Below are 13,209 nucleotides of genomic sequence, written 5' to 3'. Positions count from 1 at the left end.
CTCTCCTTGGGGGTGTGATTTTAATGGAACTGGCGCTGCATCTCACGCAATCTCAGAGAAGATCACCCCCTTTTCCGGAGACGGCCGCCGCCCCAACGGGGCGTTCGCGTCGATGCACTCATTGTAATCGACCGCACGCCTCCGAGCGAGGTTTAAATCACATTTGCCCTTCGATTTCTCGGGTCGGCTGCCGCCGCGAGGACGGCTGCGAAGACCACCCTTGCACCGGCCTTTTCCAGCGCACGCGCGCATCCGGCCAGTGTTGCGCCCGAGGTGAGGACGTCGTCGGCCACCACGCAATTTAGCTCCGTGCGAAACTCGTGGCGCGCCCGAATCAAGGACGTTTTCCGGCATCGCCCCCGGAGTCCCGAGCCTCGCGCGCTCCCCGTTCTCAACGCGTCGACGACGTTCGCACGCACGCCCGCCTCGGTCAGCCCCTTCGCCACGGCTCGAGCGATGTGCCCCGCGACGAACCTGCCGTCGTGCCTCCTGCGAAAGCGCGAAGGGGCCGGAACCACGAGAATCCTCCCGTCGACCCGCGGCGCGCCTGCCGGTTTGGCGTCTCGCGCCCGCAGAGCGCCGGCCAGCTCCAGGGCGCGGGCCTCAACGATGCGGGAGACGGCGTCGGTGAGTTCGCGGTCGACGACGTTCTTCCATGCGATGATCGCGCGCCGCCGCCTCCCTTGGTACTCGCCGAGGGAGAAGACGGGAAAGGCCGGCTCAAAGTCGCCGGGCACGGCCAGCCCCTCACGGCTCAATCTCGGATGAAGCAGGTAGGGGGCGCGCCAGGACGCGTCCGTCCACGACCCCGCCAGATCCGATGCGCAGGCGGCGCACAGCGACGTGTCCCACGCCCCGCAGCCGGCGCAGGACCGAGGGAAGACCAGGTCCATAAGCTCGTCGAACACAGCTCGATCTTCGCCCCTGCAGGGCGCGCTGGGCGGTGTGTCCACATGTCCACAGGCGACGGGCCGCGGGGCCTCGTCGGCTGCCCCAGCCGCGCAAGGCGGCGCCCGGCGGAACGGGACGGACGCCGACGCCGCTGCGCGCTGGCCGCGAACCACCTGCCGCGGCAAGCCCGATCAGCCGGGAAGCGCCACGGCGGTGACGGAACTGGCTATCGCCCGCCAGGATCCGCCCTCTCGCGAATAGGCGACGTTCTTGTCGGTCAAGACGATGATCGACCCCTCGTCGCGGCCGGCGGTGATGGCGACGGCGCCGGTGTAGGGGGCCATGAGCCGTTCGGAAGGGCCGCCGATCTTCACGGAGTACAGGGCGCGGTCGGACCCGGCCGAGGCCCGCCCGAGCACGGCTATCTTGGTGGGGCCGATCCAGGCGACGTCCGTTACATCGACCATGCTCTGGCCTATGGTCATGGGGTCGCCGAGCTGCATGGGCTCGTCGTCGGAATCGGCGTTGCGGTGGATCGCGGCGACTTGGATCGTGGGAGTTCCCGCCAGCTCGCTGACCACGACGATCCGCGAGCCGTCTCGCGAGACCGCGATGTCGCGAACCTTCGCCCCTCTGAGCCAAGAGACGCCGACGGTCTTCTCCCGCCCGGCCGACGGGTTGGCCACGATGAGGGATCCTCCGTTCTCGCGCTCGCCCGACCAGATCCAACCGGAAGAGTCATACGAGGGGGACAGAAGATTGCGCCCCTCCTTGACGTTCCACCACGTCTCCTTCTCGGCGTCGAAGGCGAACAGCTGCGTCGCGTTGTTTGCGGTCGCCGCGAAAGCGGACTGCCCCGCCTGATAGCTGGCCGCGATCGAGTCGAGATGGCGATTGCCTCCTCCCCTCCCCTTGTTTTGGATCTCCCCCGCTTTGAGCACCGTCGCCGGCGCCCCGTTCGACACGACGGAGACGGGGTAGGATCCGAAGGGGTAGGAGGGAAGGGATTTGACGGCGTCGACGCCCGGAGGCGACCCCTCCACGGTGAGCTTGACGGATCTCACGTCGTTCGAGGTCCCCAGGGTGTGCCTGATCTGGGCGATCATCAGTGCCTGCTGCGAGGAGGAGGCGGACAGCGCCTGGCTTGACAAATCGACGGACGCCTCGCCGTTGGCGACGTCGACTGTCTTCGTCAACTGCGTCCCTGCGGGTATGGCTGTGTGGACGCCGTCGGCCAGCCACTGCGACGGCCCGGAAATGAGGCCGTTGATGGCGTTGGTGGCGAAGGACTTCTTCGGGTAGTAGCGCAGGTCCGCCACGAGGGAGCTCGAGTCCGAGGAAAGGAAGTAGAGCGGAATCTCAGCGAATTTCTGGGAGAAGATGTTCTCTGAGAGGAAGATGCCGTCGTCGAGCGAGACTATTCGCCACTGGCCGTTCGCGTTCTTGGCCAGGGAGAATTCCGACGTCGATACGGCGTCGTTGGCCGCCTCCGTGAAGATGCCCTGCGAAGAGACCGATCCGTGCGCGCCGACCGTCGCGCGGACGGCCCCGCTGTCGAGGGTGTTGAGTGCGATGTTCTGAGAATTGGGGTAAACCCTGACCTGCGCGAGCGGCTTCCAGTTCGACGCGGCGTCCGCGTGGAGGTACTCTCGCGCCACGGAAAAATCGTCGTCCAATCCCGCCTGGCTGGCCAAAAGGAAGCCGTTGACGATCTGTTCGGGCGTGGCCCCCTCCGCCGGAGGCTGGGCCGAAAGGCCGATGGGCGGCTCGCTGTTGGTCGACGGCGAAACCCTGTCGACGGGGCCCGATCGGGGAATTTCTGCGCATCCGGCGAGCGCCAGCAGCACCGCGGCCACCAGTGCCGCCAGGCGCATTCTATTCATGGTTCTCCCCTTCCGTCGCCTCCCCGGCGCGGCCGTCGATGTTCTTCTTTTCCTCCGCCTCCCCGGCGTCGGCGGCTTCCGGCGTCGGCCCCGCGACGACGACGGCGCCGCCCCAGACCTCCTCGGCCGCCGCGACCCGCAGCGTGAGAGGGTTCGTGTACTGTTCGCCGACCTCGCGCGGGACGCTGAGGAGGAAGGTCGATCCCACGCCGATCTCGCCCGCGCACACGAGGCGGCCGCCGTGAAGCATGGCGTCCTCGCGCGCGATGGTCAGACCGAGGCCTGTGCCGCCGGATTTGCGCACCCTGGCGGTGTCGGCTCGCCAGAATCGATCGAAGACGTGGGCCGCCTGCTCTTCGGACAAGCCTATCCCCCTGTCGGAGACTTCGACGGCGACGGCGCTCTCGCCGCCGACCACCAAGACCCGCACGGGCTTTCCCTCGGCGTGTTCGAGGGCGTTGACGACGAGGTTGCGGACGATCCGCTCGATCCTCCGCGGCTCGACCTTGGCATGCGTGTCGCCGCGCGACTCGACGATGACCTCCACCCCGTTGGACTCGGCGAGAGGCTTCTGGGCATTGACGACTGCGTCGGCGATCTCCCGCAAATCCGCCTTGGTGCTCGCCAGCGTCATCGCTCCGGCGTCGTAGCGGGAAATCTCGAGAAGGTCGGAGAGCATGACGTCGAGGTTGATGAGCTGGTCGTGCTGCAATTCGGCGCTGCGGCGCAGAACCGATGGGAGGTCGGTGCGCCTGTCGTAAATGAGCTGGCCCGCCATTCGGATCGTGGTGACCGGGGAGCGGAGCTCGTGCGAAACCGCCGAGACGAACTCCTGCTGCACCTTGGACATCCGCTCGAGTTGGGTGAACTGGTCCGAAAGCGAGGAGGCCATCTGGTTGAAGGAGCGGGCGAGCTGGGCGAGCTCGTCGCGGCCCTTGACCTCCATGCGTGCGTCGAAGCCGCCCTGCGCCAGAATGCTCGCATTGCGCGAGGCCTCATGGACAGGCCGCAAGACGAGGCGCACGATGAGGGCGGCGCTGACGGCCACGAAAAGGAGGAACACGCTGGCGCCGACGGTAAGGATGCTCGTGACGATGCCCGTCGTATACTCCTCGGACTCCAAAGAGTATGCGACGTAGAACTGGTAGTATCCCGCGCCCGGGAGGTTGAGGCGCGAGCCGACGATGATTCCCGGAACCTTGTTTCCCGCGGAGGTCTGCACCTCGATCGACTGCCAGTGCACGGCGTCGTCGTCGGCCACCGCTTTCTTCATATCGGCGGTGATGCGCGTGCGGATTCGCGAGGAGGACTCCGTGGCGGGCTCGGCGATCTCGAACGACGTCGCCTCCGGCTGCTTGGGCGAGCGCACCAGGGCCGCTCCGACGATGGCTCCGTCGGGATTGTTCTGGGAGGAGACGAGCTCGTTCGCGATTTGCTGGAGCTGGCCCGCAGCGGGCGCGTTGGCCGTTTCGATCTGGGCCTTGGCCCGCGAACTTGCGGAAGAGTACTGGTCGAGGTGGGTGGAGACGGCCCGATCGAAAAGCTGGCGATTGACCTGGTGGAGCACGATCGTCCCGACGAGGCCGACGAGGAGGATGCCGATGACGCAGATGCTCGCCACCACCCTGGCAGTCAGGGAGGATCGAAGCCACTCGCGCAGTGCGCGCACGCGAACGCGGAGGGCTCCCGCGAGCCCTCCCCTGACGCTGGCGCGCAAAGCGCGGGACGTGCTCACCCTCAGATGCTCACTCTTGGACCGCACCGGCCCGGTAGCCGACGCCGCGGACGGTGAGGACGACCTCAGGATGGTCGGGGTCGTGCTCGACCTTCGAGCGCAGGCGCTGTATGTGGACGTTGACGACGCGGGGGTCATGGGACGACTGCCGGTATCCCCACACCTGTTCGAGGAGCTCTTCGCGCGAGAACACCTGCCACGGCTTGCGCGCCAGGACGGACAAAAGCTCGAACTCGAGCGGCGTCAGATGGAGGACCTTGCCTGCCCGCTGCACCTGATGGGCCTTGAGGTCGATCGTCAGATCGGAGACGCGCAGAACTTCGTGCTCGGGCTCTTGGCGGCGAAGACGGGCCTTGACCCTCGCCAGGAGCACGGAATTCTCAAAGGGCTTGGTGACGTAGTCGTCTGCGCCGGCCTCCAGGCCCGCGATGACGTCGACGGAATCCGTTCGGGCGCTCATCATGATGATGGGCACGTCCGACTCTTCCCTGATGAGACGGCAGACCGAAACGCCGTCCAGCCCCGGAAGCATGACGTCGAGCAAAACGAGGTCCGGCCGATCTGCTCGGAAAAGGGGAAGAGCATTGTTGCCCGTCGCGCACACGCTCACCTCGAAGCCTTCCGATTCGAGCAGAAGCGCGAGCATCTCCGCAATGCTCGGATCGTCGTCAACAACAAGGATACGTGTGCTCATATGCCTATAGTCTCATGTTTATGGGTGATTTTCGCAGATGCCCACGCTAGTTGGAGACCGTGGGTCTCAAAAGGCGGGTGCGTCAGGCTGGGGCGCGTCGATGCAATCCGAAGCCGCCGGCAGGCGTCAGTCGATTTGACGCGCTTCGTGCTCTAAAAGAACCGGAATCCCGTCGCGCACGGGATAGGCGAGCCTTGGATCCGCCCCCTCTGCGGCAACGAGCTCTACGCCCTGGGGACCGTCGGAAAGCTCCAGTTCGGCTCCGCTCACGGGGCAGCGCAGGACGTCGAACACCCATTCCGGGAGCCCCGGCTGCTCCGCCGGGCCAGGCGACGCTTCACGTCTATTTCGCAGGGTCATTCCTTGTCTTCCTCGTCGTCGGATTCCTGTTCTTCGGTCCACGGATCGGACGCGTCGGCGCCCTCCTCCGGGCTCGGAACGAGGCTGAGCCGCACCTTCGCCCGGGGAGGGGCGGCAATGTCTGCCGGTCGGCGAACCTCGCGGCGCGCGGGCTCGGGCGCCGGCGGTTCGCGCAAGGAAGCCTCCCGAATCGCGTCGGCCAAAGCCATGAGGTCGTTGGTCGAAGGGGGCGCCGGAGCGAATTCCGTTTGGAGCCTGACCATCTGCCATCCGTGCGGAACGGTGACGGATTTGACGTGCGCGGCGCACAGATCGAACGCCCCCGGCTCGGCCGCCGGAGACAGCGGCCCGATAACCGCGGTGGCGTCTTCGTACCCGTACGTCATCGTCGCTACGGCGGGCTCGTGGCAGGACTGACGGGAACATTGACGGACGTGGCTCACAGCCACCAACGGTACCATCACCGGCGCGAACGACGCGCGGGACGCTAGGCTTGAACACATGCCGCGTTCTTACATCCCTTCTCGCGCCCACGCCCGTCGCCGCGACCGCCACGGGCGCGGGCTGCGCGGCCCCGTCATCCCCTTTTCAGTCCCGGCTTGGCGCACGCGCGCCGATGAGTTCGACGACGTCGTCGCCGCGGACTTGGCGCAATACCGGCGAATACTCGGCGACGAGATGGCCCATATCGACTACGGCGTGCTTGACGTGCCCGAGAGCGATCCGGCGCCGTGGGAGCGGGGAATCCCGCTGGCCAGATACCTGCCCTTTGAACGAGGTGCGCAGATCACGGGACGGATTGTCTTCTACCGCATGCCCATCCTCCAAGCGGCGAAACGCACACTCGATCCGCGTGTGTTCATCCACGACATCGTGACCGAGCAGTTGGCGAGCGCCCTGGGCAGGCCCGCCGAGGAGATCGACTACCTAAGGTGAGGCGCCGCCTCATCCCAGGGCGATTCTTCGGCTTTCCTCCGCGAGTCCCGAGGAGGCGAGCGGCACCCAGTCGATGCCGACGCCCTCGTTGACCTCCGCAGACGTTGCGACAGCGGCCGAGACGGGCGCATTCGACTCGTAGCGGACCGCCACGGACCCCTCCGGCAGTTCGAGCGCCCCCTGGGCGTCCGGGCCTATGCTCGCGCGCACGGGCGTCATCTCGCGCCCCGACTCCGATATCGGCGTGGCGACGACGTTGGCGCGCTGGGCGCCCGCCACCGCCACAATCCTCGCCTTGGCCGCGCCGTAGACGGCGGATCCGGACGTCGCGGCGGGCCGAGCCGCGGCCCACGCGTCGTCGGTCGGAGCGCCCTCGGCTTTCCTGGAGGTCGATCGGGCGCCGACCGCGACGGGCGCCGAAGCCTCGACGGAGACAGAGGTTTGGCCAGCGGGAAGCCCTTCCAGCGAAAGGTCGAGAACCGCCCCCGGTGCGACCTTCACACCATCCCCGCCGGGGAGGGGCTTCTTTCCGGCGTCGGAGAAGGTCGATATGTTCACGGAAACGGTCGAGTTGCCCGGATTGACGATTCTCAGGCTCGCCGCGCCGGCGGCGTCGTCGATCCTGATCCCAGGGATCGTCAGGCTGCGCCCCGCCTGGGAAGGCGTGACGAAGCTGACTCCCGCGGGAGTGTAGCCGTCGAGCGCCGTCGCCTGCATGGAGACGGCCACCCCGCCCGACTGGGCGGTGACGTGGAAGGCGATGCGGTCCTGGTCGGAGAGCGAGCCGTCAAGCAGAACCCGCTTCGTCTCCCCAGCGGGCACGACGACGGCGCTGTTGGCGCCGAGCTCGGCCTTGCCGATTCCGGCGTGCGCGGCGACGGAAACCGTGACCGGCTTGGCGCCGGGATTGGCGAGGATGAGCTGATTGGAGACCCCGACCTTGGCCGACGAGCCGACAATCCACTGGTCGAGGGACGGCCTTTGGCAGGGGTTCATGGCGATGCCGCGCAGATCGCCCGCGGCCGCGCTGTGAAAGGTGCCCGCCGCAAGCTCCGCCGAGCCCGTGGCGACGGAGTCGGTCGAGACCGTGCCCGTCAGGGGCGACTCGCTGGAAGAGAAGGCCAGTTTTCCGACGGCGGGGACCTTGCGCTCGCCGTCGATGCGCGTGCGCGGGGCGGCGCGACCCTCGGTCGAGGCGGCTGCGATCCACGAGTGGACCTTGATGGACTCGTTGACCTCGCCCACGTTGACGCCTTCGGCGACGGTCCGCTGGAGCTTGCCGCCGCAGGCGAAACTCAAAGGCGCGGGCGGCGCGGCGACGGCAGAGGCCGGATGTCTGTGCGGGGTCTGGACGGAGCGCGCCTGCGAGACGGCCAAGGCCCCTCCGGCGCACGCGACGGCGAGGGCCGAGACCCCGCCGACGATCCGATGCTTCATCACTCGCCTGCCCTCCTTTTCTTCAGCGGCAGGGCTGTGACCGCCGCCGCGACCGCCACAATCGCCTGGCACGCGGCCACCAGCAAGCCGAGGCCCGTGTCGAAATCGACCTCCAGGCGCCCGCCGCCGCTGGGAAGCCTCCAAGCCTGACGCCATCCGTCCCTGACGGGCTCAAGCCCCTTTCCGTCGAGGCTCGCCCGCCACCCCGAATCCGCGCGTTCGGCCAAAGCGACCCGCCAGCCCTCGTCGGAGGACGGGATGCGCGCATCCGCTGAAACGTCGCCGGAGGGCAGATCCCGCCATTTTTCGCCCTTGCCCGCGGTGAGCCTTGACGTCGCGTGGTCTTCTTGGCGGATCCGCCAGAAGGAGCCGGCTTCGGCCGTCGTCACGTACTCGAGTCCATCGACGGAGTCGAGTTCGGAGACGAGTGCCCGATTGGCCGGGCTGTCGTCCGTTTTGACGAGCACCACCGAGACGGCGTGCTCGGCGACGGTCCGCGTGAAGTCCTCGGAGTCTCCGGCAAGCGAGGCGATCGCACGCGTGAGGGAGAGATCGGCTGCGTCGCCCTTGGGCATGAGCGAGGCGACCATCGACGTCTCGTGAAGCTCGGCGCCGTTGCCTCGCCACAGGCGCGCCTGGATGCCCCCCTCGACGGTCGAGAGAACCAACACCCTGTTGCGTTTCGGACCCTTTTGGTCTGAGACGGCGATCGTGGGTGCCGCGTTGGACTTCACCTCGGCGAGGGCGAGCTTGGCGACGTCGTTGGGCGTCCTTTTGAGCGTGGCAAGGCCCCACGCTCCGACAAAGGCCAGCGTCGCCGCACAGGCCGCCGCCGTCGCGGCGGACAGCCCGATCTGGACGAAGGAGAAGGAACGCTCTTTGAGGTCCGTTCGGAGCCCGTCGCCCGCGCTGACGAGGGAGACGAGAAGGCCGAGGAAGGCCAGCGAGAGGCCGATTCCCGCCCATCCGCGCGCGGACAGATAGCCGTTGCCGTCGACGATCGAGCCCGTTGGGACGGCCAAGCACGCCGCGGCCCACGCCCAGCCCGTCCCGAGCAGGGCGAAGCCGGCCCGAATGGAGCTCGAATTGCGCTTGCGCACGAGGGCCAGCAGCGCAAGGGCGAGAAGAATCCCCGGCGCCAAGAGCGAAACAGCCTCCAGCAAGGTCCCCGGCGCCTGCACGGTCGACGTCGGGGAGAAGCTGAGAAGCCCGACCTTGGAAGGCGCAGCCGAGACGGGCTGCCCCGGCGTCGAGGCGAAAAGCCTCCATGGCGCGTCGGAGTTCAGCGCAGCGCGCAGGGTCGGGGCGAGGGCCGCGAGGGCGGGAATCGGAAGCCACAGCCAGTGCCGGCGTCCCTTTGACCGCGTGAAGAAGCCGACGACGGCGAGGACGATCGCCGGAGCGAGGGTCGCGGGCGCCGCTGCTGACATGTAGGCCAGGAGAATGGCGGCCGAACCGAGAGCCGGAACCGAGCCGGTGCGCCACGCTACGACGGCCGCCCTGAGCGCGAGAGGGGCGAGCACATGCCACACGACGGCGGCCGCGTGGCCCGAGGAGACGGCGGCCAGCAGCGGCGGGGCGAACGCCCAGCCGAGCGCGCCGAGCGCGCGAACCTGCGGGGAGTTGGTCAGAACCCTGAATCCGAGGAAGCCGGTGAGGGCCGAGAGTGCGACGCCGGAGACGACGATCGCGCTGGCGAACGAGCCCAGGGTGGAGCCGGTGAGCCCGATGAAAGGCGCCAGAAGGATCCACAGGGCGTCGACCGGGGCGGCGAGGCCGTCGCCGGAGGGAAGCCAGGCGTGGGCGGCTGAATGGGCGAGGTCCCCAAAGGTCCACGAATCGCGAAGGAGCCCGCCTCCGGTCAGCTCGGATCCGAGGATGTCGATGGTCGCCAGCAGGCCGGCGGCCGCGGCGACCACTACGGCGAACACTCCCCATCTGCGGGTGGAGGCCCGCCATGCGCGCCGCTCTTGGAGAACGATGGGGTCCGGGCGGTTGGCCAGGGTTTCGGCCTCGATGCGGGCCCACCGTCGCGCGCGGCGTCCGACGCGGACGTCCCGCCCGCTGGCCTCCAACCCGGCTATGACGGAGGCGGGGACCTTGCGCACGCGCCTGAGCTTGGCCCTGGCCGCGAGCGCCTTCGGCAGCATCCCGATCATCGCGCCGACGGCGGACATCTCCTGCGCGGCCAAAGCCGGCTCCTTCGTCAGGAGCCGGGCAAGCGCCCGCATCGGGCCTCCGAGAACATAACCGAGAACGGCGAAGGGCAGCCAGAGGGCGCGGGCCGCCACGAGCGAGTTGTACAGTTGGGCGGCCCGCCGCTTTCCGTACGACTGCTTGCCCTTGCCGAAGCTCATCCTCTCGTGCTGGATCGAGGCGCCGGGGCTGATGGCGACCCTCCACCCGGCGGCCCTGAGCCGTCGAGAGAACTCGAGTCCGTCGCCGAAGGGGCCGAGGGCGGTGTCGAGCCATCCGACCTCCTCGGCCGCGGCGAGCCGCACGAGCATCCCGGCGGTTCCGATTCCCAGAACGTCGCTTCGGATGTCGTATTGGCCTTGGTCGCGCTCTCCGACGTCGATCTCCGGGACCCTGCGCCCGCTGCGCGTGGCCCGTATGCCGACCTCGACGAGCCGCTCCGGATCGTCCCAGCCGACCTGTTTGGGGCCGACCGCTCCCAGCTTGGTCGAGCGCTCCCCCACCGCCGTCAGCTCGGACAGGCAGTCGTAGGTCGGGGCCGAGTCCTCGTGCAAGATCCACACCCACGGCTCGACGACCGTGACCTCCCGGAGCGCCCGAGCGACGACGGTCGCCAGATTCGGGCACGGTCCGACGAAGACCGTGACGGTCGGCACCGAGCCGCACGTCGACTCGACGGCGGCCCGAACGGTCGGATCCTCTTGGGCGGCGACGGCCACGACGAGCCGCGTGGGCCGCTGCTTTCCGGCGGCTACAGCAGTCAGCACCCGCTCCGCGCGAGTGCTGAAACTGCGCACTGCGAGAATCGCGAGGACGTCCTCGCGCACCGCCCAGGAATCAGGCGCCACGGGCCCGGCGGCGTTCGCGAGAGATTCTTCTGCGGTCGTTGTCGGACATTCCGCCCCAGATTCCGTGGCGGATGTCGTTGGAGATGGCGTATTCGAGACACTCTGCCTGCACCGGGCACGAAGCGCAGACGCTCGTCGCCGGAGCCGTCGACCCGCCTTTCTCCGGGAAGAAGATGTCGGGATCCGTCTCGGCGCACAGGGCGAAGTCTTGCCAGCGGAGCTCTTCCGCAGAGGCCTTGTCGTAACCGAGGTCGAAGATGTCCGTCATAAGGAGCTGAGCCTCTTCGACATATGAGTCCGCGCCGGTGTGTGCATTCGGAGCAGAAAGAGATTTAAGCACGCTGTCCTCCTCAGGGCTTACTACACGTAAATTACACATGTGTGATCCACCGGCCGTCAAGGCCTTCCGATCCACCCCAAGGTTGATTTACGGGCATCTGTACCCATCCTCGAGAAGTGTGCAAACATGAGTGCATGGCTCTGTCAATCTCTCTTTCCCAGGCCGCGATGGACGCTGCACGCGCCGCTGGCCCTTACTTGAATGCTTCCTTCAAACGGCGTCACACCGTGGATTTCAAGGCCGACTTCCACGACATCGTCACCGAGGCGGACACCGAGTCTCAGCGTATCGTCCTAGCCTGTGTTTTCGCTGCGTATCCGGACTCCCTGGCCGTTTCAGAAGAGGCGGAAGGCCTTCTGGACAAATCAGGGGCAATCCGCCCATTGACGGACGAGGATATTGTGTGGTACATCGACCCGATCGACGGCACGTCGAACTTCGCCGCCGGCTTCGACCACTGGTGCGTCTCGATCGCCGCTGCTCGCGGCGGCGAGCTTCTGGCGGGCGCCGTCTATCAGCCCACGCGGGACCTCATGTTCCACGCCGACGAGACCGGCGCCTACCGCAACGGCGAAAGAATATCGGTTTCGACGGCTTCTTTCGCCGAGGGCATCGTCGGAACCGAGTTTCCCTCGCCCAGAATCGACGACGTCGACGCCGCCCTCCGCGGCTTCGGCCGCCTTCTGGGCTCGGCGCGCTCCCTCAGGCGCACCGGATCGACGGCGCTCATGCTCACCGAGGCCGCCGCGGGAAGCTTCCTGGCGACCTTCAACGTGGGAACCAAGCCGTGGGACGTCGCGGCCGGGGCGCTCCTCGTCGAGCGCGCAGGCGGCCGCTTCATCGGATGGGGCGACGAAGCGGACGGATCAGCCGACGCCACGGCCGGCGGGTCCGGCAACGACACCAGCGGGGGCGGCGCCGACGCACAGCCCGTGTACCGCCGCAACGCTTGGACTGCCCCCAACTTCGTAGCCGCGGGCACGCCCGAGGCGGCCCGCGCCTGCTTGGCCGCGGCAGGGCATCCCGACCCCGACGCGGCGGTCGCAGCCGCGTGGGGCGAGCCGCCGGAGGATCGATGATGGACGCCCTGCATCTATACCGGGCTTTGGAGCGGCGAGGGACTTCGCCGGCGTTGACGTGGTACTCCGCCGAAGGCCGCGTCGAGCTGTCGGGGCGCGTGGCCGCCAATCACCTCGCGAAGATCGCGGGCTACCTGCTCGAGGACGTCTGGATCGAGCCGGGCGCCGTGGTGCTCCTCGACTGCCGGGCGGGATTCAAGCAGGCGCTGTGGGGCCTGGGGGCACTGCTCGCCGGGGCTCACGTGGCAGTCGGGCAGACGCCGAGCGGAGGCCTGGCGGCGGTCGTCACCGACGCGCCGGAGCGTTGGGCCGGCTCAACCGCCAACGGCGTCGAGGTGCTCGCCGTGGACCCGGCGCCCCTGGCAATGCAATGGACCGGAGAAAGTCTGCCGCCCGGAGTCCGCGACGCCGCCGCCGAGGTCCTGGGCGCATCCGACGTGCTCATGGACGAGGCAGCCCACGAGGCGTCGAATTGGCAGCTGTGGGGCGGCGACGTTTCCGATCTGGATTTGGACCGCGGTTCCGTTTCAGACCCCGACTCAGACCCGAGTCCGGACTCCGGCCCAAGTCCGGGATCCGCTCCAACTGGTCCCGGTTCGGGCGCGAGTTCCGACCGCGATTCCAGCTCGGGGTCGCCCGCCCTCGGCGCGACCAGAGCTCGGGCGAGGCTCCTCGTTGCGCCGTCGCCTTCTCAGGCGCTAGAGGCAGCGGCGGGGACCCTGGCCTCGGCCCGCCTCGTCGTCGTCGACGACCCGGGGGAGGCCGAGCGCATTCGAATCGCGGAAAACCTCGATGAGGTGCGACACTAGA

At 68.1% G+C, this 13,209-nt stretch carries 12 protein-coding genes; 3 read left to right on the top strand and 9 right to left on the bottom strand.

The window, feature by feature from the left end; genetic code table 11:
- Window positions 1-152: 152 nt before the first annotated feature.
- The 6 genes from A4H34_RS05000 to A4H34_RS04975 all read right to left on the bottom strand — a co-directional run bounded on the left by A4H34_RS05000 (window position 153) and on the right by A4H34_RS04975 (window position 6,006).
- Entirely contained in the window at window positions 153-908 is a 756-nt protein-coding gene (locus A4H34_RS05000) for a ComF family protein (RefSeq protein WP_064231280.1), read from the bottom strand.
- Between the two features lie 174 nt (window positions 909-1,082).
- Window positions 1,083-2,774 (bottom strand): LpqB family beta-propeller domain-containing protein, encoded by a 1,692-nt coding sequence (locus A4H34_RS04995; RefSeq protein WP_082903074.1) that lies wholly within the window; start codon window positions 2,772-2,774, stop codon window positions 1,083-1,085.
- Window positions 2,767-4,509, bottom strand: coding sequence for an MtrAB system histidine kinase MtrB (mtrB, locus tag A4H34_RS04990; protein ID WP_231870957.1), 1,743 nt, complete (start codon window positions 4,507-4,509; stop codon window positions 2,767-2,769). The genes A4H34_RS04995 and mtrB overlap by 8 nt, the downstream gene beginning before the upstream one ends.
- Window positions 4,510-4,519: 10 nt before the next feature.
- Window positions 4,520-5,203, bottom strand: a complete 684-nt coding sequence (gene mtrA / locus A4H34_RS04985) for an MtrAB system response regulator MtrA (protein WP_009199304.1) — start codon at window positions 5,201-5,203, stop codon at window positions 4,520-4,522.
- A 126-nt stretch (window positions 5,204-5,329) separates the two neighbouring features.
- Entirely contained in the window at window positions 5,330-5,563 is a 234-nt protein-coding gene (locus A4H34_RS04980) for a Trm112 family protein (protein WP_064231278.1), read from the bottom strand.
- Window positions 5,560-6,006: a DUF3499 domain-containing protein gene (locus A4H34_RS04975; protein ID WP_138587189.1), complete on the bottom strand. Its 447-nt coding sequence runs from the start codon at window positions 6,004-6,006 to the stop codon at window positions 5,560-5,562. The genes A4H34_RS04980 and A4H34_RS04975 overlap by 4 nt, the downstream gene beginning before the upstream one ends.
- A gap of 58 nt (window positions 6,007-6,064) precedes the next feature.
- Between A4H34_RS04975 and A4H34_RS04970 the strand changes: the two genes are divergently transcribed.
- Window positions 6,065-6,499 carry a metallopeptidase family protein gene (locus A4H34_RS04970; RefSeq protein WP_009199308.1) on the top strand — a complete coding sequence of 145 codons (435 nt, stop codon included), beginning with the start codon at window positions 6,065-6,067 and terminating at the stop codon, window positions 6,497-6,499.
- Between the two features lie 9 nt (window positions 6,500-6,508).
- Here A4H34_RS04970 and A4H34_RS04965 read toward each other — a convergent pair whose 3' ends face one another.
- Genes A4H34_RS04965 through A4H34_RS04955 form a run of 3 tightly spaced genes read right to left on the bottom strand, consistent with a single transcriptional unit; the run spans window position 6,509 to window position 11,248 of the window.
- Entirely contained in the window at window positions 6,509-7,936 is a 1,428-nt protein-coding gene (locus A4H34_RS04965; RefSeq protein ID WP_064231277.1) for a DUF5719 family protein, read from the bottom strand.
- Window positions 7,936-10,980 carry a glycosyltransferase family 2 protein gene (locus tag A4H34_RS04960; RefSeq protein ID WP_064231276.1) on the bottom strand — a complete coding sequence of 1,015 codons (3,045 nt, stop codon included), beginning with the start codon at window positions 10,978-10,980 and terminating at the stop codon, window positions 7,936-7,938. The genes A4H34_RS04965 and A4H34_RS04960 overlap by 1 nt, the downstream gene beginning before the upstream one ends.
- Window positions 10,970-11,248 (bottom strand): WhiB family transcriptional regulator, encoded by a 279-nt coding sequence (locus A4H34_RS04955; protein ID WP_009199311.1) that lies wholly within the window; start codon window positions 11,246-11,248, stop codon window positions 10,970-10,972. Before A4H34_RS04955 ends, A4H34_RS04960 begins: the two co-directional genes overlap by 11 nt.
- 206 nt (window positions 11,249-11,454) lie before the next feature.
- On the opposite strand from A4H34_RS04955, the gene A4H34_RS04950 reads away from it, so the two are divergent.
- Together A4H34_RS04950 and A4H34_RS04945 are read left to right on the top strand one after the other, a co-directional pair.
- Window positions 11,455-12,399, top strand: a complete 945-nt coding sequence (locus A4H34_RS04950) for an inositol monophosphatase family protein (protein ID WP_009199312.1) — start codon at window positions 11,455-11,457, stop codon at window positions 12,397-12,399.
- The gene (locus A4H34_RS04945) at window positions 12,396-13,208 is read left to right on the top strand and encodes a TIGR03089 family protein (RefSeq protein ID WP_009199313.1); all 813 of its coding nucleotides are present in this window, start codon (window positions 12,396-12,398) and stop codon (window positions 13,206-13,208) included. The genes A4H34_RS04950 and A4H34_RS04945 overlap by 4 nt, the downstream gene beginning before the upstream one ends.
- Window position 13,209 lies beyond the last annotated feature (1 nt).

This window comes from Peptidiphaga gingivicola (assembly GCF_001652275.1).
GTDB classification, from domain to species: Bacteria; Actinomycetota; Actinomycetes; order Actinomycetales; family Actinomycetaceae; genus Peptidiphaga; species Peptidiphaga gingivicola.
The sequence above is the reverse complement of the archived record's forward strand: the minus strand, read 5'-3'. Positions and strand labels throughout refer to the sequence as shown.